18 protein-coding genes are annotated in these 20,092 nt (G+C 71.7%); 14 read left to right on the plus strand and 4 right to left on the minus strand.

Annotated elements, in window-relative coordinates; translation table 11 throughout:
• Positions 1–44: 44 nt before the first annotated feature.
• Complete coding sequence (locus tag ACYVNR_RS09385) at positions 45–806, minus strand: peptidylprolyl isomerase (RefSeq protein WP_461047848.1); 762 nt, start codon at positions 804–806, stop codon at positions 45–47.
• Between the two features lie 61 nt (positions 807–867).
• Between ACYVNR_RS09385 and hemW the strand changes: the two genes are divergently transcribed.
• The 3 genes from hemW (at position 868) to ACYVNR_RS09400 (ending at position 5,502) form a co-directional block, all read left to right on the plus strand.
• Positions 868–2,103 (plus strand): radical SAM family heme chaperone HemW, encoded by a 1,236-nt coding sequence (gene hemW / locus ACYVNR_RS09390; protein WP_458800811.1) that lies wholly within the window; start codon positions 868–870, stop codon positions 2,101–2,103.
• Between the two features lie 30 nt (positions 2,104–2,133).
• Positions 2,134–3,636, plus strand: a complete 1,503-nt coding sequence (locus ACYVNR_RS09395; RefSeq protein WP_458800517.1) for an aldehyde dehydrogenase family protein — start codon at positions 2,134–2,136, stop codon at positions 3,634–3,636.
• A gap of 174 nt (positions 3,637–3,810) precedes the next feature.
• Positions 3,811–5,502: a CHAP domain-containing protein gene (locus ACYVNR_RS09400; RefSeq protein ID WP_461047849.1), complete on the plus strand. Its 1,692-nt coding sequence runs from the start codon at positions 3,811–3,813 to the stop codon at positions 5,500–5,502.
• Positions 5,503–5,505: 3 nt separating this feature from the next.
• Here the strand turns inward: ACYVNR_RS09400 and ACYVNR_RS09405 are convergent, their stop codons facing one another.
• Positions 5,506–6,390, minus strand: a complete 885-nt coding sequence (locus tag ACYVNR_RS09405; RefSeq protein WP_461047850.1) for a DUF3097 domain-containing protein — start codon at positions 6,388–6,390, stop codon at positions 5,506–5,508.
• A 239-nt stretch (positions 6,391–6,629) separates the two neighbouring features.
• On the opposite strand from ACYVNR_RS09405, the gene hrcA reads away from it, so the two are divergent.
• The 3 genes from hrcA (at position 6,630) to ACYVNR_RS09420 (ending at position 9,654) form a co-directional block, all read left to right on the plus strand.
• The gene (gene hrcA / locus ACYVNR_RS09410; protein WP_045190430.1) at positions 6,630–7,673 is read left to right on the plus strand and encodes a heat-inducible transcriptional repressor HrcA; all 1,044 of its coding nucleotides are present in this window, start codon (positions 6,630–6,632) and stop codon (positions 7,671–7,673) included.
• 84 nt (positions 7,674–7,757) lie between these two features.
• Positions 7,758–8,891 carry a molecular chaperone DnaJ gene (gene dnaJ, locus ACYVNR_RS09415; RefSeq protein ID WP_045190429.1) on the plus strand — a complete coding sequence of 378 codons (1,134 nt, stop codon included), beginning with the start codon at positions 7,758–7,760 and terminating at the stop codon, positions 8,889–8,891.
• A 19-nt stretch (positions 8,892–8,910) separates the two neighbouring features.
• Positions 8,911–9,654 (plus strand): 16S rRNA (uracil(1498)-N(3))-methyltransferase, encoded by a 744-nt coding sequence (locus tag ACYVNR_RS09420; protein ID WP_461047851.1) that lies wholly within the window; start codon positions 8,911–8,913, stop codon positions 9,652–9,654.
• A gap of 57 nt (positions 9,655–9,711) precedes the next feature.
• Here ACYVNR_RS09420 and ACYVNR_RS09425 read toward each other — a convergent pair whose 3' ends face one another.
• Together ACYVNR_RS09425 and ACYVNR_RS09430 are read right to left on the minus strand one after the other, a co-directional pair.
• Positions 9,712–10,884, minus strand: coding sequence for a Gmad2 immunoglobulin-like domain-containing protein (locus tag ACYVNR_RS09425; protein WP_461047852.1), 1,173 nt, complete (start codon positions 10,882–10,884; stop codon positions 9,712–9,714).
• Positions 10,881–11,501 (minus strand): SigE family RNA polymerase sigma factor, encoded by a 621-nt coding sequence (locus tag ACYVNR_RS09430; RefSeq protein WP_461047853.1) that lies wholly within the window; start codon positions 11,499–11,501, stop codon positions 10,881–10,883. Before ACYVNR_RS09430 ends, ACYVNR_RS09425 begins: the two co-directional genes overlap by 4 nt.
• A 67-nt stretch (positions 11,502–11,568) precedes the next feature.
• On the opposite strand from ACYVNR_RS09430, the gene ACYVNR_RS09435 reads away from it, so the two are divergent.
• From ACYVNR_RS09435 to ACYVNR_RS09470, 8 genes are all read left to right on the plus strand, one after another.
• Positions 11,569–11,928 carry a histidine triad nucleotide-binding protein gene (locus ACYVNR_RS09435; RefSeq protein WP_045190425.1) on the plus strand — a complete coding sequence of 120 codons (360 nt, stop codon included), beginning with the start codon at positions 11,569–11,571 and terminating at the stop codon, positions 11,926–11,928.
• The gene (locus ACYVNR_RS09440) at positions 11,925–13,475 is read left to right on the plus strand and encodes a S10 family peptidase (protein ID WP_461047854.1); all 1,551 of its coding nucleotides are present in this window, start codon (positions 11,925–11,927) and stop codon (positions 13,473–13,475) included. The genes ACYVNR_RS09435 and ACYVNR_RS09440 overlap by 4 nt, the downstream gene beginning before the upstream one ends.
• A 13-nt stretch (positions 13,476–13,488) precedes the next feature.
• Complete coding sequence (locus ACYVNR_RS09445) at positions 13,489–14,658, plus strand: PhoH family protein (protein WP_458800501.1); 1,170 nt, start codon at positions 13,489–13,491, stop codon at positions 14,656–14,658.
• Positions 14,655–15,122 carry an rRNA maturation RNase YbeY gene (ybeY, locus tag ACYVNR_RS09450; protein WP_045190422.1) on the plus strand — a complete coding sequence of 156 codons (468 nt, stop codon included), beginning with the start codon at positions 14,655–14,657 and terminating at the stop codon, positions 15,120–15,122. The genes ACYVNR_RS09445 and ybeY overlap by 4 nt, the downstream gene beginning before the upstream one ends.
• A gap of 19 nt (positions 15,123–15,141) precedes the next feature.
• The gene (locus tag ACYVNR_RS09455; protein ID WP_045190419.1) at positions 15,142–16,455 is read left to right on the plus strand and encodes a hemolysin family protein; all 1,314 of its coding nucleotides are present in this window, start codon (positions 15,142–15,144) and stop codon (positions 16,453–16,455) included.
• Positions 16,436–17,413 carry a GTPase Era gene (era, locus tag ACYVNR_RS09460; RefSeq protein WP_045190418.1) on the plus strand — a complete coding sequence of 326 codons (978 nt, stop codon included), beginning with the start codon at positions 16,436–16,438 and terminating at the stop codon, positions 17,411–17,413. Before ACYVNR_RS09455 ends, era begins: the two co-directional genes overlap by 20 nt.
• A gap of 42 nt (positions 17,414–17,455) precedes the next feature.
• Positions 17,456–17,617: a hypothetical protein gene (locus ACYVNR_RS09465; RefSeq protein WP_461047855.1), complete on the plus strand. Its 162-nt coding sequence runs from the start codon at positions 17,456–17,458 to the stop codon at positions 17,615–17,617.
• Between the two features lie 282 nt (positions 17,618–17,899).
• A complete protein-coding gene (locus tag ACYVNR_RS09470; protein WP_461047856.1) occupies positions 17,900–20,041 on the plus strand; it encodes a multicopper oxidase family protein in 2,142 nt (713 codons plus the stop codon).
• The last annotated feature ends 51 nt before the right edge of the window (positions 20,042–20,092 follow it).

A 20,092-nucleotide genomic window follows, 5' to 3' on the forward strand; every position in this document is an offset into this window, starting at 1 on the left:
ACAGAGCCGGGTGGCGCAGGTGACGCAGGCCGTCGCAGCTCAGCTCAGCGCTGCGCGACGCGGACGGCGTGGACGCTGATGGACTGGAACGGCGGTCCGTCCGGGCGCGTGTCCTCGCCGGCCTTGCCCGCGACGTGCTGGACCACCTCCTGTCCGGCCGTGACGTGTCCGATCACCGAGTAGAGGACGCCCCCGGGTGGCACGGTGAAGGTTCGGTGCACGACGAAGAACTCACCGGCCGTCCCGGCCGTGTCGTCGCCGCGGGCCAGGCCCACGTCGCCGACGCGGTAGGTCCGGTCGGCGGGCACGTGCTCGAGCGGCAGGTCGTAGCCGGGGTCGGCAGTGCCGTGACCGGAGGGGTCGCCGCACTGGAGGAAGGCCGTGGGTGCCTGGCGCGACGTGAGCCGGTGGCAGACGCTGTCGGTCCAGTAGCCCGAGCGCGCGAGCGTGACGAACGAGGCGACGCTCCGCGGAGCAGCCCGTCCGTCGAGGGCAAGGTGGAGCTCCCCGCACGTCGTCACGACGGTGACGTCCCACGTCGCGTCCGCCGCGACCCCCGCGGGTGGGGCGCTCGAGAAGGTCGGGACGGCGGTGGGGGTCGGCGGGGGAGGCGCGCACGTGATCGCAGCGGCAGGGCTCGACGGGACGGTCGCGCCCGCACCGGCGCGGCTGCCGGCCGTCCGTGCATCGCGGCTCGAGCCGTCGCACGCCGCGAGGCCCAGGGCCGTCGCGAGGCCCACGACGAGCGGGATCACCGTCGAGCCGACCGCTCCGGTCCGCCCGGCGCGCAGGTGAGCAGCCACCATGAGCGCAGCGTACGTCTGCGGGGGTGACGAGCCACCCCGTTCCGGCTGGGACAATGGGCGTATGCCGCCCTCCGCCCTTCCCGACGGCGACCCCGCCCCCAGCACGGGAGAGCTCCCACCGTCGGCGCTCGCCGACGTGGCGAGCACCGACCTCGGCATCTACGTGCACGTCCCGTTCTGCACGGTCCGCTGCGGCTACTGCGACTTCAACACCTACACGCTGACCGAGCTCGGCGGTCCGGGCGCGAGCATCGGCGTCGACAGCTACGCGGACGCAGCCCTGCTCGAGCTCGACCTCGCGCGCGGCGTCCTGGGCCCCGCGGCGCCTCCGGTCTCGACCGTGTTCGTCGGTGGCGGCACCCCGACGATGCTGAGGTCACGCGACCTCGTGACGGTGCTCGACGGCATACGGCAGCGGTTCGGTCTGGCACCCGACGCAGAGGTCACGACCGAGGCGAACCCCGACTCGGTGACTCCCGAGTCGCTGCGCGAGCTCGCCGACGGCGGCTTCACGCGCGTCTCGGTCGGCATGCAGTCGGCCGTGCCGCACGTGCTGCACACGCTCGAGCGCACCCACGACCCCGAGAACGTGGCGCGCGCCGTCGCGGCGACGAAGGCCGCGGGCATGCAGGTGAGCGTCGACCTCATCTACGGCACGCCTGGGGAGTCGCTCGCCGACTGGCGGCGCAGCCTCGAGGCCGCCGTCGCCCTCGAGCCCGACCACGTGTCGGCGTACGCGCTCGTCGTCGAGGAGGGGACGAAGCTGGCTGCCCAGGTGCGGCGCGGGGTCGTCCCGGCACCCGAGGACGACGACGAGGCCGACAAGTACGAGCTGGCCGACGAGCTGCTCTCCGCGGCCGGCTACGGGTGGTACGAGGTGAGCAACTGGGCCCGCTCGCAGCGGGCCCGGTGCCGCCACAACGTCGCCTACTGGGCGGGCACGAACTGGTGGGGCGTCGGCCCGGGTGCGCACAGCCACGTCGGCGGGATGCGCTGGTGGAACGTCAAGCACCCGAGTGCGTATGCCGCCCGGCTCGGGGCGGGGGAGTCGCCGGCGCACGCGCGCGAGGGGCTCACCGACGAGCAGCGCTACGACGAGCGTGTGCTGCTCGGCACACGCCTCGCGGACGGCCTGCCGGTGGCGGATCTGCGAGGATCGGGGCGCACCGCCGTGGCGGGTCTGATCGCCGACGGCCTCGTCGACGGCCCGGCCGCCTTGCGGGACTCCCGGCTCGTCCTGACCCTCCGTGGACGTCTCCTCGCCGACACGGTGGTGCACCGGCTCCTCGCGTCCTGAGGGGCACGGCAGAAGCGGCCCGGAAGGCAGATGAGCGAGAGCATGTCGACGATGACGAGTGGCGCCGAGAGCACCGAGGCGACCGCGAACACCCCGGTTCCGGTCGTCGAGGGATCGTCCGGTGCACGTCCGGCCGAGCCCCGCGAGGCCGTGGCGACGGCGCGGCGGGCGTTCGAGACGGGGCGCACCAAGGCGCGGGCCTGGCGGGTGGCACAGCTCAAGGCCCTACGCGTGCTCCTCGTCGACCACGAGGCCGAGATCGCGGCAGCCCTGCACGCCGACCTCGGCAAGAGCGCCACCGAGGCGTGGGTGACCGAGACCGGCTTCCTCGTCCGCGAGATCGACCACACACTGCGCCACCTGCGGGCCTGGACGGCGCCCCGCCGGGTCCCGGTGCCGCTGTCGCTGGCGCCCGGGCGGGCGAGGGTGGTGCGCGAGCCGCTCGGCGTCGTGCTCGTCATCGCGCCCTGGAACTACCCCCTCCAGCTGTGCCTGGCCCCGCTCGTCGGGGCGCTGGCGGCCGGCAACGCCGTCGTGCTCAAGCCGAGCGAGCTGGCGCCCGCGACGTCGGCCCTGATCGCCCGTCTCGTGCCCGAGCACCTCGACCCGGAGGCGGTCCACGTCGTCGAGGGCGCGGTGCCCGAGACCACCGCGCTCCTCGCCGAGCGTTTCGACCACATCTTCTACACGGGCAACGGGACGGTCGGGCGGATCGTGCTCGAGGCGGCCGCGGCGCACCTCACGCCCGTGACGCTGGAGCTCGGCGGCAAGTCCCCGGCCTACGTCGCCGACGACGCCGACCTGCCCGTCACGGCCCGGCGCCTCGTCTGGGGCAAGTTCACCAACGCGGGGCAGACCTGCGTCGCGCCCGACTACGTCGTGGCCACTCCGGAGACCCTCGCGAAGCTGAAGCCGCTTCTCGTGGAAGCGATCCGCGAGGCCTTCGGCGACGACCCGGCGTCGTCGCCCGACTACGGCCGGATCGTCGACGGGAGGCACTTCGAGCGGCTCACCGGGCTGCTCGACGGCGGCCGGGTCGTGGCGGGGGGCCGGTCCGACGCGGCCACGCGCTACCTGGAGCCCACCCTCGTGGAGGTGGCCGACCCCGATGACCCCGAGGAGGCCGTCATGCGTGACGAGATCTTCGGGCCCGTGCTGCCGCTCGTCCCGGTCGCCGACCTCGACGCCGCCATCGCCCTCGTCAACGGCCGCGACAAGCCGCTCGCCCTCTACGTGTTCACCCCCTCCGCCGTCGTGCGCGAGCGCTTCGTGCGTGAGACCTCCTCGGGAGCCATCGGCTTCAACATCCCGCTGGCGCACCTCGCGGTGCCGGAGCTGCCGTTCGGGGGAGTGGGGGCCAGCGGGATGGGCGCCTACCACGGGGAGCGGTCCGTCGAGCTCTTCTCGCACGCCAAGGCCGTGCTGACGATGCCGACGCGCCCCGACACGACGGCGTGGATCCGCCCGCCGTTCACCCGGTTCAAGGAGCAGGTCATCGACCGGGTGGTGTCACCCGGGCGCCGTCGCCGCTGAGGGCCGAGGCGGCGCGACGGGCTTGCGAATGACATCGCTGTCATTAGCACAGTCGGTGACGGATGGGGCGCACATCCACCCGCGTGTCGCGAGGGATTTCTGCGAAACCAGTGATCGCGTGGCTCGAATGTCCTAGATTTCCCGGAGCAGCCTCGGCGAGCACGGGAGACCCACATGCGACTGGCGCGCCACTCCGACGAGCAGACCGGTCGCCCCGCGACGCCAGGCGGCCGCGTCCGGTCCAGGGCCGTGGCACTGCTCGTGACCGTTCTCTCGCTGCTCGCCGGCTCCGTGGGCCTCGCAGCCCCGGCCAGCTCGGCCGAGTGGATCGTCCTCTGCACCGGCTACGACCCGTGCCAGACCGCCGGCTACCCCCACGCGGGCTACAAGACCAACGCGACGACGAGCTGGTGGCGCCAGTCGACCGGGCACAACTGCACCAACTACGTCGCCTACCGCCTCGTCCAGAACGGCCTGCCGAACGTCAAGCCGTCGACGCTGTCGGGCAACGCCTACAACTGGGGCCCGGCCTTCGCCGACCGCACCAACGACGACCCCGCGGTCGGCTCCGTCGCCTGGTGGAACACCTCCTTCTCGGCAACCGGTCACGTCGCCTACGTCGAGCGCGTGTACTCCGCCGACGAGATCCTCGTCTCCGAGGACAACTGGGGCGGCGAGTTCAGGTGGCGCAAGGTCACTCGCACCGGTGGCAAGTGGCCCAACGGCTTCATCCACCTCAAGGACCAGGGCGTCACCGTCGTCGACCCCGACGTCTACCGGCCTGTCGCGCCCACCCGCGTGCTCGACACCCGGACCGGACTCGGCGCCCCGGCGGCCAAGGTCGCGGCCGGGACGTCGGTCGCGGTCCAGGTGAGCGGCCGGGCGGGCATCCCGGCGGGCGGGGTCGGCACGGCCGTGCTCAACGTCACGGTCACCGGGCCGGCGGCCGCCGGCTACCTCACGTCCTACCCCTCCGGTGCAGCGCGCCCCGGCTCACGCAGCGTGTCTTTCGGCGCCGCGGCCACCGTCAGCGAGCTCGTGCCTGCGCGGCTGGGCACCGACGGCAAGGTGCGCCTCTACGCCTCGGCCACGACGCACCTGCTGGCCGAGGTCGTGGGGTGGTACCCGACGACGGGTCACCTCGTGCCCGTGACCCCGACCCGCGTGCTCGACACGCGCAGCGGTCTGGGCGCCCCCAAGGTGCGCGTCCCGGCCGGGGGGACGGTCGACCTCCCGGTCGCCGGTGCGGGTGTCGTGCCCGCGACCGGCGCGTCGGCGGTGGCCCTCGACGTCTCGGCCGCCGCACCCTCCGCGGCCGGCTGGCTCACGGCATACCCGACGGGGTCGGCCCGGCCGGTGACCGCGCACGTCGGCTACGACGCGACCGCCTCGATGACGGGGATGGTGGTCACGCGGCTCGGGACCGGCGGCAAGGTGACGATCCACTCGACCGCCCAGACCGACCTGCTCGTCGACGTCGTGGGCTGGTTCAGGACCGGCGCGGACCACGTGGCGCTCGCTCCGGCCCGCATCGTCGACACCCGCACCGGCGTGGGTGCACCCGCCGCGAAGGTGGCGGCCGGGTCGACGACGACCGTCGCAGTGCTCGGTCGCGGTGGGGTGCCGACGGTCGGCGTCGGCGCCGTCTCGGTGACCCTCACGGCCGTCGGCCCGACCACCACGACGGCCCTCACCGCCTACCCGACGGGCGCGGCCCGGCCCGCGTCACCCAGCCTCACCGTGCCGACGGCGCGGACGAGGACCAACTGGGTCATCGTCCCCGTGGCGGCGGACGGCACCATCACGGTGCACTCGACCGCCCAGACGAACGTCGTCGTCGACGTGCAGGGCTACGTGAAGAAGTAGGGGTCAGGCGCCCGGCTCGGTGACGAAGTCGATGAGCTCCTCGACGCTCGCGAGCAGGGTGGGCTCGAGGTCGGCGTAGGTGCGCACGGTGCCGAGGATGCGCTTCCACGCGTTCGCGATGTCGGCCTGGCTCGTGTGCGCCCAGCCGAGCTCGGCGCAGATGCCGTGCTTCCACGACGTGCCGCGCGGGATGACCGGCCACTGCTGCCACCCGAGCCGCTCGGGGCGCACCGACTGCCACACGTCGACGTACGGGTGGCCGAGGATCTTCACGTGCTGCGCGAGGCCGGGCAGCGACCTCGCCTGCTCGACGATGCGGGCCTCCTTCGTGCCGGGCACGAGGTGGTCGACGAGCACCCCGAGGCGCCGGCCGGGGCCGGGCTGGAACTCCGCGATGATGCCCGCCAGGTCGTCGACGCCGTCCATGAGCTCGACGACGACGCCCTCGACGCGCAGGTCGTCGCCCCACACCTTCTCGACCAGCTCTGCGTCGTGGCGGCCCTCGACGTAGATGCGCGACCCGCTCGCCACCTTCGCCCGAGCCCCGGCCACGGCCACCGAGCCGCTCGCGGTGCGCGAGGCGGCCCGGCGCGCCTCGGCCAACGCCGCACCGGCGGCGGCCAGGGGCGGTGTCAGGGTGACGGGCGAGCCGTCGACGAGGAAGCCGGGACCCAGCGGGAACGCCTTCGTGCGGCCCCGCCGGTCCTCGAGGTGCACGACGTGCATGCCGCCCGCCTTCTCGACGCGCACGACGGCACCGACCCAGCCCGTCTCGACCTCCTCGACCACGAGGTCGGGCTCGGCAGGGGTCGGCGTCGACCGGCCGCGCCGCGGGGCACGCCAGTCACCGCTCAGCACGTCGGATCCGTAACGGTCGTTGGAGGACACGACAAGCGAGCGTATGCCGCCGGGTCGGCCACCGCCGGGCGCCACGCGGGCGGGTCGACGGGTCCCCGGCGGCATACGGTTGGATGAAATCGGAGATCGGCGCGTCTCGTCGTAGACTTGGCACTCGCTGACCGAGAGTGCCAGTCGAGGTGCCGGTGCAGCGTGCCGCGGCCGGCCCCGTGGCACACCGGCCCGCCGACACGTCCGCGCCGGTGGCCGAACCGTGAAGGAGGTACGTGATGAGCGAGGACCGCAGGCTGATGGTGCTGCGCGCCATCGTGCAGGACTACGTGCACACCTCCGAGCCCGTCGGCAGCAAGGCGCTCGTCGAGCGCCACCACCTCGGTGTCAGCGCGGCGACCGTGCGCAACGACATGGCCCTGCTCGAGGAGGAGGGTCTCATCCACGCGCCGCACACGTCGGCCGGGCGGGTTCCGACCGACGCGGGCTACCGCGTCTTCGTCGACCGGCTCAGCGCCGTCAAGCCCCTCTCGTCCGGCGAGCGGCGCGCGATCAGCCAGTTCCTCGAGGGCGCCGTCGACCTCGACGACGTCGTCGACCGCACGGTGCGGCTGCTCGCCAGCCTGACCCGTCAGGTCGCCGTCGTGCAGTACCCGTCGCTGACCCGGTCGACGGTGCGGCACATCGAGCTCGTGCCGATGGGCTCCTCGCACCTCATGATCGTCCTCATCGTCAACACCGGGCGCGTCGAGCAGCGCGTGGTCGACACCGGCCGCGTCCTGTCCGACGCCGACGGCGAGGCACTGGTCTCCTCGCTGCGCACCCGCATCAACGATGTCGCGGCGGGCGTCCCGTTCACCGTGGCGGCCACGCAGCTGCGGCGCCTCGTCGACGAGACCGACGAGGCCGACCGCGCCGCCATGAAGGCGGTCGTCTCGGCCCTCGGTGACGCCCTCGTCGAGGAGCGCGAGGAGCGCGTCGTGCTCGCCGGCCAGGCCAACCTCGCCCGGGCCGGTGCGGACTTCCCGCGCACCATCGGGCCGATCCTCGAGGCGCTCGAGGAGCACGTGACGCTGCTGCGCCTGCTCGGTCAGCTCGGCGACGACCCCGACCTCGTCTCGGTGCGCATCGGCTCCGAGAACCCGGTGACCGGCCTGCAGAGCACCTCTCTCGTGTCGATGGGCTACGGGTCCGGTTCCGAGCGGGTCGCCAGCCTCGGCGTGCTCGGCCCGACCCGCATGGACTACCCCACGACGATGGCGTCGGTCCGTGCCGTCGCCCGCTACGTCTCTGAGATCCTCGACGACAACGCGGGCACCTGACCCGACCGACCCGACCACCAGACCGCACACGCCGGTGCACTGCTGCGCCGTCCCGAAAACACCACGCACCGAAGGAATCCCAGCTTGAACGACTACTACGCCGTCCTCGGTGTCTCGCGCGACGCGAGCCAGGAGGAGATCAAGAAGGCCTACCGTCGGCTCGCCCGCAAGCTGCACCCCGACGTCAACCCCGGCCCGGAGGCCGAGGAGGAGTTCAAGCGGGTGTCGCAGGCCTACGACGTGCTGTCGGACCCGCAGAAGCGCCAGTCCTTCGACATGGGCGCCGACCCGTTCGCCAGCGGCGGCGGCGCCGGCTTCGGCGCGGGTGCCGGCTTCTCGTTCAGCGACGTCATGGACGCCTTCTTCGGAGCCGGGGCGGCCGCCGGAACGCGAGGCCCGCGCCAGCGCATGCAGCGCGGGCAGGACGCCCTCGTGCGCCTCGACATCGACCTCGCCAAGGCCGTCTTCGGGTCGGAGGAGGAGCTCACCCTCGACACCGCCGTCGGGTGCAACCGCTGCGGCGGCGACGGTGCCGAGCCGGGCACCGGCCGGCAGACCTGCCCGATCTGCAAGGGCGCCGGCGAGGTGCAGCAGGTCCAGCGCAGCTTCCTCGGCCAGGTCATGACCTCGCGTCCGTGCGTCAACTGCCAGGGCTACGGCTCGACCCTCACCGACCCCTGCCACGACTGCTCCGGCGACGGGCGCGTGCGCACCCGCCGGTCGCTCAAGCTCAAGGTGCCCGCCGGCGTCGACACGGGGACGCGCATCCAGCTCACCGGCGAGGGCGAGGTCGGCCCGGGCAACGGTCCCGCCGCCGACCTCTACGTCGAGATCCGGGTGGTCAACCACGAGACCTACACCCGCCGCGGCGACGACCTGCACTGCAGCGTCGAGCTGCCGATGGCGGCTGCCGCGCTCGGCACGAGCTTCAAGCTCTCGACCTTCGACGGCATGCAGGACCTCGAGATCAAGCCCGGCACCCAGAGCGGTGACGTCCTCACGCTGCGCGGTCTCGGGGTCACGCACCTGCGCCACGGTGGGCGGGGCGACCTGCTCGTGCACGCGAACGTGCTGACGCCCACGCGCCTCACCGACGAGCAGCAGGAGCTGCTGCGCCAGTTCGCCGCGCTGCGTGGCGAGGAGCGCCCCGAGGGGCGCCTCGCCCCGGCCAACAAGGGCCTCTTCGGCAAGCTGCGCGACGCCTTCAAGGAGAAGTGACCCGCGCGATGGGTGCCCGGTGACGCACCAGCTCTTCCTCGGTAAGCCGTCCTCGGTCGCGGCAGCGGTCGAGGGCGCCTCGCTGCTGCTCGACGGCGACGAGGGCCGGCACGCGGGGGCCGTGGTGCGCCTGCGGGTGGGGGAGCGCTACTTCGTCGCCGACGGGGCCGGACGCCGCGTGCTGCTCGAGGCCACCGACGTCGACCGTTCGTCGGTGCGCGGCACGGTGCTGGAGGTCGTCGACGAGCCCGCGCCGGCGACCCGCTTCGTCCTCGTCCAGGCGCTGGCAAAGGGCGACCGCGACGAGCAGGCGATCGAGGCGGCGACCGAGCTCGGAGTCGACGAGATCGTCCCCTGGCAGGCCGAACGCTCCGTCGTGGTGTGGCGTGGCGAACGCGCCGCCAAGTCGCTGGCGAAATGGGCGGCCGTGGTCACCCGGGCGACCAAGCAGTCCCGCCGCTCACGTATGCCGCTCACGTCCCCCGCGGTCGGGCTCGCACCGCTCGTGGCCCGGGTGGGCGAGTCGGCCCTGACGCTCGTGCTCCACGAGGACGCCACGGAGCCGCTCGCCACGGTCGAGCTGCCGGACGAGGGCGACGTGCTCCTCGTCGTCGGCCCCGAGGGCGGTATCAGCGAACGCGAGGTCGAGGCCCTTCGTGGGGCCGGGGCGCGGCCCGTGCGCCTCGGCTCGACGATCCTGCGGGCGTCCTCCGCCGGTCCTGCGGGCCTCGCGGTGCTCAGCGCCAGGGCCCGCTGGCGCTGACCCCCTCCTACACCGAGAACGCCGTCCGTCCGGACGGACTGCCCTCTCGGTGGGGTCTCAGCGGGCGGTGAAGGGGATGCGCTGCTCTGCGGCGAGCGAGCCGTCCTTGGCGCTGCTCTCGAAGACGCGCAGCACGTAGGAGCCGGCCGTGAGCGGCTTCTTCGTCGTGAACCGGTAGGTGCCGCGGGCCGGGGCGCCGGCGGACGCCGTGGTGAAGCCCTTCTCGAAGGAGACACCGTCGCGGAGCACCTCCCACTCCACGGTGGCCTCGAAGGTGCTCGCCACGCCGGTGGCCGTCAGGGGCGCGCCGGCCTTGACGACACCGTCGCGGGCGGGCGCGTCGACCCAGACGGGCGCGACCTGCTCGAGCACGGCCATCTGGTCGGTCGGCCGGTTGTACGCAGCCGAGACCGGGTGCCCCGGCGAGACCACGGCGCCGCCGTCGGCGAGCTCGAAGCGCACCGGAAGAGACTTGCCGAGGGCGGCCTGCACCGTCCAGACGAGCTGCTCCGTGGCGAGCCCGGCCGCGTCGCTGCCCGACGAGAGACGCACCCGGATGGAGTCGGCCGCCACGGTCACCGACTGCGGGGTCACGCCGGCCCACGCCGACCGGTACTGCGATCCCTTCGGAGGAGCGCCCATCGCGAGACGCAGCGCGGCGACGGCCTTGCCCTCCGGGGTGGCGGGCGTGGCGACCGGAGCCGAGACGAACTCGCGGAAGAGCCGCACCTGGGCGCTGCCCTCGCGCACCGGGCCGAGGTAGTACACCGGGACCGACGTCGCGGCCGTCACCGGCGGGGCGCTGGTCGGCGGCGTGGTGGCCGGTGTGGTCGGGCCGGTGGCGGTCTGGGTGGGCACGCTCGACGGCGCCGTCGACGGTGCGCCGCTGGAAGCGCTCGGGGACGGCGTGCCGGAGGTGCTCGAGGTCGCAGCGACGGGCGGCGTCGACCCCGACGGGCGGTTGACCGCCCACACCGTGCCGGCGAGCAGCACCGCGGCGGCTGCCGCGGCTGACGGCAGCAACCACCGGTGGCGGCGGGAGCCGCTGCCCGCGTCGGCCGCGTGCGCCTCGGTGAGGATGGCGCCGAGCCGGTCGCCCGGTGTGATCGACCGCGCCTCCGAGTCGAGGCTCTGCCGCAGCCGGTCCTCGACAGGTCGCAGGCCCGCGCCGATGACGACCGGATCGTCGTCGGGCGTCTGTCCGCCCGCTCGCCTCGGGTCGGTGTTCATGACAGCTCCAGGGGGTCGATGATGTGGCGCAGGGCCGTGAGCCCGCGGTGGGCATGCGTCTTGACGGCGCCCGGTGAGATCTCGAGCGACTGGGCGATCTGGGCCTCGGACAGGCCGCCGTAGTAGCGCAGCACGAGCACCTCGCGCTGGCGCGTGGGCAGGGTGCGCAGCGCGTCGAGGACGGAGTCCCGTTCGGCGCCGCGAAGCACCTGGGTCTCGGCGCTGCCCAGCGTGCCGCGGCCCGGTGCGTCGGCGGCCGCGGCGTCGCGGGCGTTCTGCCGGTCGACCACGACGTTGTGCCGCTGCACCGAGCGGCAGCCGTTGACGACCGCCGTCTGCAGGTATCCGACCACGCGTCCACCGTCGCGGATGGACGCCCAGCTGCGATGGGTCGCCACGAAGGCGTCCTGGACCACGTCCTCGGCCGCCAGCTGGTCGCGCAGCAGGAGCCAGGCCAGGCGCACGAGCCGGTGCCAGTGCGCGTGGTAGAGCTCGCTGATGGCGACGTCGGGATCGCTCGGGAGGTCCAGGGCGGCATACGCCCCCGGGGACGCGGCGGAGCCCGCTCCGCCCGCGGAACCCCTGGACCTCGGCTCGCTCACCTCGCCTGTGGGCATACCCAACGCTCTCACGGACGAATGACGCGCACGTGCACGTGGGGGTTGACATGCCTAGGGTGCAGACATGACCTCGCAGACCTCCAGTGACTGCCTCTTCTGCAAGATCGTCGCCGGCGAGATCCCGGGCGACCGCGTGGCCGAGTCCGAGCGGTCCATCGCCTTCCGCGACATCAAGCCCGCAGCGCCGGTCCACGTGCTCGTCGTTCCCCGACGGCACGAGCCGACGGTCGGGGCGCTGGCCGCCGCGTCCGACGAGGACCTCGCCGACGTGTTCCGCCTCGCTGCCCAGGTGGCCGACCAGGAGGGCGTGCCCGACGCGTACCGGATGATCGTCAACACCGGCAGCGCCGCCGGCCAGACGGTCTTCCACGCGCACGTCCACGTGCTGGCGGGGGCTGCGTTCAGCGAAGGGCGGATGGTGTGAGCGACGAGACTGCGGCGGCGCCAGCAGCGCCCGCACCGCCCGTCGAGACCGACGAAGGGCCGAGCGCGCCCGCCGACGCGAAGGCGTCCACACCGGTGAAGGTCGACAAGCCCGATCCCGTCGACGACCTCGTCACGACCCACCACGTGCTCAAGGTGGGCCGCCGCCGGCTCGCCTACACGGCGACCACGGGCCGGGTCGTGCTGCGCGAGGAGGAGCACAAGGACGGCACCTTCGGCGGCCACAAGGCCCGCGCCGAGCTGTCCATGACGAGCTACGTGCTCGACGACGCCGACGCGCGCACCCGGCCGGTCACGTTCGCCTTCAACGGCGGTCCGGGCAGCTCGAGCGTCTGGCTGCACCTCGGCCTCCTCGGCCCGCGGCGCGTCGTGAGCGGCGACGTCGGCGCCCTCGAACCGCCGCCGTACGCCCTCGTCGACAACCCCGAGTCCCTCCTCGCCGTGAGCGACCTCGTCTTCATCGACCCGATGTCGACGGGCTACTCGCGGGCCGTCGAGGGCGGCAAGCCGGGGGACTACCACGGCTACCAGAAGGACATCGAGTCCGTCGGCGAGCTGATCCGCCTCTGGACCTCGCGCAACGGGCGGTGGATGTCGCCGAAGTTCGTCGCCGGCGAGTCGTACGGCACGCTGCGCGGTGCGGCGCTCGCCGAGCACCTCCAGTCGCGCTACGGCATGTACCTCAACGGTCTCGTCCTCATCTCGAGCGTGCTCGACCTCAGCTCGGTCGACTTCGAGAACCAGCGCAACGACCGAGCGCACGCGCTCTACCTGCCGACGTATGCCGCCGTGGCCCACTACCACGGCAAGCACGGCCGGAGGTCGCTGCGGACCGTCCTCGACGAGGCCGAGGCATATGCCGCCCGGGACTACCCGTGGGTGCTCTCGCGTGGCAACCGACTCACCGAGGGCGAGCGCGCCGAGGCGGTCACGACCCTGGCCCGGCTCTCGGGCCTCACCGAGGACTACGTCGACCGCGTCGACCTGCGCATCGAGCACTGGCGCTACTTCACCGAGCTGCTGCGCGACCAGCGCCTGTCCGTGGGCCGGCTCGACTCCCGGTTCACCGGCCCGGCAGCCGCCGCCTTCGCCGAGAACATGGACGCCGACCCGTCGCACGACGCCATCACCGGCCCGTATGCCGCCGCCTGGAACCACTACGTGCGCGACGAGCTCGGCTACGGCAGCGACCTGCACTACGAGCAGATCTCGCGCCTCGTGCACCCCTGGTCGTTCAAGGACTTCGAGGGACGGCCGATCGACGTGTCGCCGAAGCTCGAGCGCGCGATGCGGCAGAACCCCCACCTCAAGGTCCACATCGCCTACGGCTACTACGACGGTGCCACCCCGCACTTCGCCGCCGAGGACGTCGTCGCGCACCTCCAGCTGCCCGAGGCGCTCCTCGCCAACATCGAGCACGCCTACTACGAGGCCGGACACATGATGTACGTCCACGGGCCGTCCCGCGTGCAGCAGAGCAAGGACCTCGCGGAATTCGTGGTGAGGAGCTCGCGTCGCGACACGTAGACTCGACAGCACGATGAATGACGCGCAACCCCGACCATCCGAGTCCGACGGCCCCGCCACCTCCGAACGGCCCGAGCGCTCCCGCGGAGCCCGCTCCGCCGAGGACGCGCCGGTCCTGACCCGGCAGATCCCGCCCCCGATCGAGATGGTCACGCTCCTCGGTCCGCGCGACGAGCTGCTGCGCACGATGGAACGGCAGTTCCCGCTCGTCGACACGCACGTGCGCGGCAACGAGATGACCTTCGCCGGCCCGGCGGGCGAGCTCGAGATCATCGACTCGCTCATCGACGAGCTGCTCGTCATCGTCGAGACCGGGCAGCCGCTCAACCGCGACGCCGTCGAGCGCTCCATCTCCATGCTGCGCAGCCAGACCATCGAGCGGCCCGCCGACGTGCTGACGATGAACATCGTCAGCAACCGCGGGCGCACCATCCGCCCGAAGACGCTCAACCAGAAGCGCTACGTCGACGCCATCGACCAGCACACGATCGTCTTCGGCATCGGCCCGGCAGGCACGGGCAAGACCTACCTCGCCATGGCCAAGGCCGTCGCCGCGCTGCAGGCCAAGCAGGTCAACCGCATCATCCTCACCCGTCCTGCCGTGGAGGCGGGCGAGCGCCTCGGCTTCCTGCCCGGCACGCTCAACGACAAGATCGACCCCTACCTGCGGCCGCTCTACGACGCGCTGCACGACATGGTGTCGCCCGAGACGATCCCCAAGCTCATGGCCGCCGGCACGATCGAGGTGGCGCCGCTGGCGTACATGCGCGGCCGCTCGCTCAACGACGCGTTCATCATCCTCGACGAGGCCCAGAACACCTCGAGCGAGCAGATGAAGATGTTCCTCACCCGCCTCGGCTTCGGCTCGAAGATGGTGGTGACGGGCGACATCACCCAGGTCGACCTGCCGGGCGGCACCCGCTCGGGCCTCAAGATCGTGCGCGACATCCTCGGCGACGTCGACGACATCCACTTCGCCGAGCTGACCTCGCACGACGTCGTGCGCCACCGTCTCGTGAGCGCCATCGTCGACGCCTACGACCGCGACGACCACCGGGCCCAGCGCCGCGCTCGCAGCGCGGCCGGCAAGGACTCGGGCGCGGGGCCCACGCGGTCGCCCAGGTCGGCCACACGGCATACGCCCTCGGTGGACTCGACTGTGGCACAGGAGGACCCGGCGTGAGCATCGACGTCCTCAACGAGACCGACCACGACGTCGACGAGCTCGAGCTGCTCGCCTGCGCCGCCTACGTCATGGAGCAGATGCGGGTCCACCCGCAGGCCGACCTGTGCATCAAGCTCGTCGACGAGGCGGCGATGGAGGTGCTCCACGTGCAGTGGATGGACCTGCCCGGGCCGACCGACGTCATGAGCTTCCCGATGGACGAGCTGCGCCCCGGTCGCGAGGGCCAGGAGCCCGAGGAGGGCACCCTCGGCGACATCGTGCTGTGCCCGTCCGTCGCGACGAAGCAGGCGCTCGAGGCCGGGCACGCGCCGATCGAGGAGATGCTGCTGCTGACGACGCACGGCATCCTGCACCTGCTCGGCTACGACCACGCCGAGCCCGACGAGGAACGCGAGATGTTCGAGCTGCAACGACAGCTCCTGCTCACCTTCCTCGCCACCCGCAACCGACCCAGCGCCTGAGCGAGGGCGAGAGACCGAGATGTTCCCGCAGTTCGCCCTCCCGGCCCTCGTCAGCATCGTCGTCGCCTTCCTGCTCTCGGCCGCCGAGGCGGCCATCTTCCGCATGTCACGGGTGCGCGCCCAGGAGCTCTTCGACGAGGGGCGGTCCGGCGCCAAGTCGCTGACGACCGTCGTCGGCGACTCACCCGCCTACCTGTCGGTGATCGCGTTCCTGCGCGTCGTCGCCGAGGCCACGGCCGCGGTGCTCGTCACGCTGGCCGTCGCCGGCCAGGTCGAGTCGACGTGGAGCCGAGCCCTCATCAGCATCGCGATCATGGCGGTCGTCTCGTTCGTCGTCGTCGGCGTGTCACCGCGCACGCTCGGGCGGCAGAACTATGACACCGTCGCGCTGTGGAGCGCCCCGTTCGCGGTCGGCCTGCGCCGGGTCCTCGGGCCCGTCGCCAAGCTGCTCGTCGTGCTCGGCAACGCCGTCACGCCCGGCAAGGGCTACACCGACGGACCGTTCCAGACCGAGTCCGAGCTGCGTGACCTCGTCGACATGGCCGGTGAGTCCGACGTCATCGAGGCCGACGAGCGCGAGATGATCCACTCCGTCTTCGAGCTCGGCGACACCGTGGCGCGAGCCGTGATGGTGCCGCGCACCGACATGGTCGTCCTCGACGCCGACAAGACGCTGCGCAGCGCGATGTCGCTGTTCCTGCGCTCGGGCTTCTCCCGCATCCCGGTCGTCGGCGAGGACAGCGACGACGTGCGCGGCCTGCTCTACTTCAAGGACGTCGCTCGGCGGCTCAACGCCGCCCCGGAGGACGGGCGCCACCCGGCCACCGAGGTGATGCGGCCGATGCACTTCGTGCCCGAGAGCAAGCCGGTGGACGACCTGCTGCGGGAGATGCAGCGCGACCAGACCCACTTCGCCATCGTCGTCGACGAGTACGGCGGCACCGCGGGGCTCATCACCATCGAGGACATCATCGAGGAGATCGTCGGCGAGATCGCCGACGAGCACGACCGTGAGGGTCCCGGCGTCGAGCAGCTCGAGGACGGCACGCTGAGGGTCCCGGCCACGATGGACATCGACGACCTCGCCGAGCTCTTCGACGTGACCATCGACGAGGAGGACGTCGACACGGTCGGCGGGCTCCTGACGAAGGTCATCGGCCGGGTGCCCATCGTCGGTTCGTCCGGTACCGTCGCTGGACTGGAGCTGACGGCCGAGCGGATGGCCGGACGCCGGCACCGCGTCGCGTCCGTCATCGTGCACCGCGCTGCCGAACCAGAACCCGCTCCACAGCACACCGAGACGGAGGACGCCCATGGGCACCCAGGACGCTGACCCGGGCCGACCCGACGGGGCGGAGACAGCCGGCGCGAGTGCTGCCGGTGACGACTACCGCGCCGGGTTCGTCTGTCTCGTGGGCCGGCCCAACGCCGGCAAGTCGACCCTCACCAACGCCCTCGTGGGGCAGAAGGTGGCGATCACGAGCTCGAAGCCGCAGACCACCCGGCACACGATCCGGGGCGTGGCGACCACGCCCACGGCACAGGTGATCCTCGTCGACACCCCGGGGCTGCACAAGCCCCGCACCCTGCTCGGCGAGCGGCTCAACGACCTCGTGCGCGAGACGCTCCTCGAGGTCGACGTCATCGGGTTCTGCCTGCCGTCCGACCAGCGCATCGGCCCTGGTGACACCTTCATCGCCAACGAGCTCACCGAGCTGCGGTCGGTTCGTCGTCGGCCCGTCGTGGCCATCGCGACCAAGGCCGACGCGGTCGACCGGGAACGCCTCGCCGAGCACCTCATCGCCATCGACCAGCTCGGCTCCTGGGACGCCATCATCCCGTGCTCCGCCGTCTCCGGCGAGCAGGTCGAGCAGGTGCGCGACGTGCTCGCGTCGTTCCTGCCACGGTCGCCGCAGCTCTACCCCGACGGCGTGCTCACCGACGAGCCCGAGATGGTGATGATCGCCGAGCTCGTGCGCGAGGCCGCCCTCGAGGGCGTGCGCGACGAGCTGCCGCACTCGCTCGCCGTCGTGGTCGAGGAGATGGTGCCGCGCGAGGGTCGCCCGGAGGACCGGCCCCTGCTCGACGTTCGCGTCAACGTCTTCGTGGAGCGCTCGAGCCAGAAGGCGATCGTCATCGGCCGTGGCGGGTCGCGCCTGCGCGAGGTCGGCACGAATGCGCGGCGAGGCATCGAGGCGCTCCTGGGCCAGAAGGTCTTCCTCGACCTCCACGTCAAGGTCGCCAAGGACTGGCAGCGCGACCCGAAGCAGCTCCAGCGCCTGGGCTTCTGAGCGGCCCGCGTCCGGTCCTAGACTCGGGTCGAGGAGGCCCTGATGTCCGAGACTGCGGCACACGACCACGAGTTCGAGGTTCTCGAGGACGACCAGACGGTTCCACCGCGTCCCGAGGAGGAGATCGCCGACGCCTCGACGCGCACTGATGCGCCCGAGGCCACAACCGCTGCTGCCGGCCCCGCCGGTACGCCGTCGGCCTGACCCACCGCCCGGTGGGCGGATGGTCGACACCCCCGGGGGTTTGACATACCCCCACGGGCCCCTTTGTGTCACTACGCAATTCGGACGACATTCTGCGCGCATCCGGACAATCGTGACGCGCTGAGCGCCCACTTTTCGGGAACCCCAGAAGACCCCTAGGTCTGGGGTTCATCGTTGTGCGCGGGGAGGTTCCACCGCACGACCAGGTAAGAGGGGATCTGTGTCATGGACACGCAAACAACTGCAGAACCAGGGGGACTGGGGCGCCGGACGTTGCTGAGGATGGGGGCGGCCGGGGGGCTGACAGCGGCGGTGGTCGGGGCCAAGGTCTTCGCCGTCCCGGGGCTCGAGAAGGGTGGGCTGCTCAACGCCGACGGCGCATTCGCCGGCACGTCGACAGCGCTCAGCGACCTGCTCTTCTACATCGAGACCTATCCGACGAGCCCGCTCATCATGTCACCGTTCAAGGACGCGCTGACCGTGCCGCAGGCACTTCGCCCGATCCCGGTGACCGAGTTCAGCGGGTGGGCATCCCCACCGGGACCAGGCGTGGGACAGCAGAACTCGCTGAGCAACGAGCAGCACCAGATCTGGTCGAAGACCATCAACTGCCCGGACCCGATCGTCTACCGGATCGAGCTGCAGGTGCGGCCTCACTCGTTCACGACGTCGAAGGTGCTGCCCATCGACGCCGGCGGCAAGCCGACGGTCTCGTTCGACTCGAGCGGCAAGACGTACGCCGCGGGGACGATCCGCGACCTGCCGCCCAGCACCATCTACGGCTTCAACGGGACGTTCCCGGGCCCGATGATCAACGCCGAGTACGGCAAGCCCGCGCTCGTGCGGTTCATCAACAGGCTCGACGAGAACGAGCTGGGCCTGGACCGGCAGGACTTCGGCGCTCCGGACTGGTCGTTCCTGACCCACCTGCACAACGGTCACACCGCGCCCGAGAGCGACGGCAACCCGCACTACACGATGAACTACGGGCCGAAGACCCACGGGTACCTCCCGCAGACGTGGTGCGACAACCTCTACCTCAACTGGCCGGCGGGCAACGACGACCGCGAGAAGCAGAGCTTCTTCTGGTTCCACGACCACCGCATGGACCACACCGGCGCCAACGTCTACAAGGGCATGGTCGGCCTCTACCCGATCTACGACCCGAAGAACAACCTCGACATGGGCGACGAGCGCTACGGCCTGCGCCTGCCCGGTGTCCGTCGCAACCACGACGACGGCTCGTTCGACGTGGACTACGACATCCCGCTGGCGTTCTACGACACGCGTCTCGACGACGGCGTGACGACCCACAAGGACGTGCACGACGGCCTCGGGGAGTTCCCGGCGGCCAACAACCCGAAGACGCATCCCGAGTGGTGGGGCAAGACGTTCTTCAAGCACTTCCCGTCGCACGGCTTCGTCGGTGACATCTTCACCGTCAACGGCACGGCGTACCCGGTGCTCAACGTCAAGCGCCGTAAGTACCGGTTCCGGTTCCTCGACGCCTCGGTGTCGCGCATCTACGAGTTCAAGCTCATGAGCTCGACCAAGGGGCCGAAGTCCTCTGTGTCGCTGGGCTACTCGGGTGACGAGCTGCAGGGGCAGTACCGCATCCCGGACGGCCAGGAGTGCATGAAGTTCGTGCAGATCGCCTCCGACGGCGGCCTCCTGCCCTTCCCGATCACGCGGAGCTCGTTCGAGCTGTGGCCGGCCAAGCGTCGCGAGGTCATCATCGACTTCACGAAGTACGCGGACGGCACGCCCACGACGAAGGGTGACGTCATCTACCTGACGAACGTCATGAAGATGCCCGACGGCCGCAAGTGGGCGAGCTCCTCGCGCTTCTCGTCCGACCCCAACTACAAGGTGCCGATGCTGAAGTTCGTCATCGGTGACACCGTGCCCGACAACAGCATCATGCCGCCGCCGAACCGGCTCATGCGGGCCCTGCCGCCGCTGCCGAGCAACTGGCAGTCGATGATGGACAACCGTCTGATCTTCGAGGTCCAGCGCGGCAGCGCCGGCGCCGACGTCGAATGGCTCATCAACGGCAAGCCGTTCGAGCCGGGCACCGTCGCCACCAGCCTGAAGAACCCGGCCGGCAAGACGTCCCTGGCGTCGCAGAAGATGAACAGCTTCAACCTGTGGGAGATCCGCAACGGCGGAGGCGGCTGGGTGCACCCCTTCCACCTGCACATGGAGGAGCACCGCACCGTCATGCGAAACGGCAAGGACGTGTCGCTCAAGGCCGACACGGGACACCCGGAGGACGTGTCGCGAGAGGACCTCGTGGCGCTCGACCCGAGCGAGTCCGTGATCGTCTACCGCGGCTTCCGCGACTTCCACGGGCCGTACGTGGCGCACTGCCACAACCTCGCCCACGAGGACCACGCCATGATGTTCGGCTGGGAGATCACGTAGCCCGGACCACCGACCGCGGGTGGTCGCCCTTCGGGGCGGCCACCCCGATCG

The organism is Terrabacter koreensis (assembly GCF_054783315.1).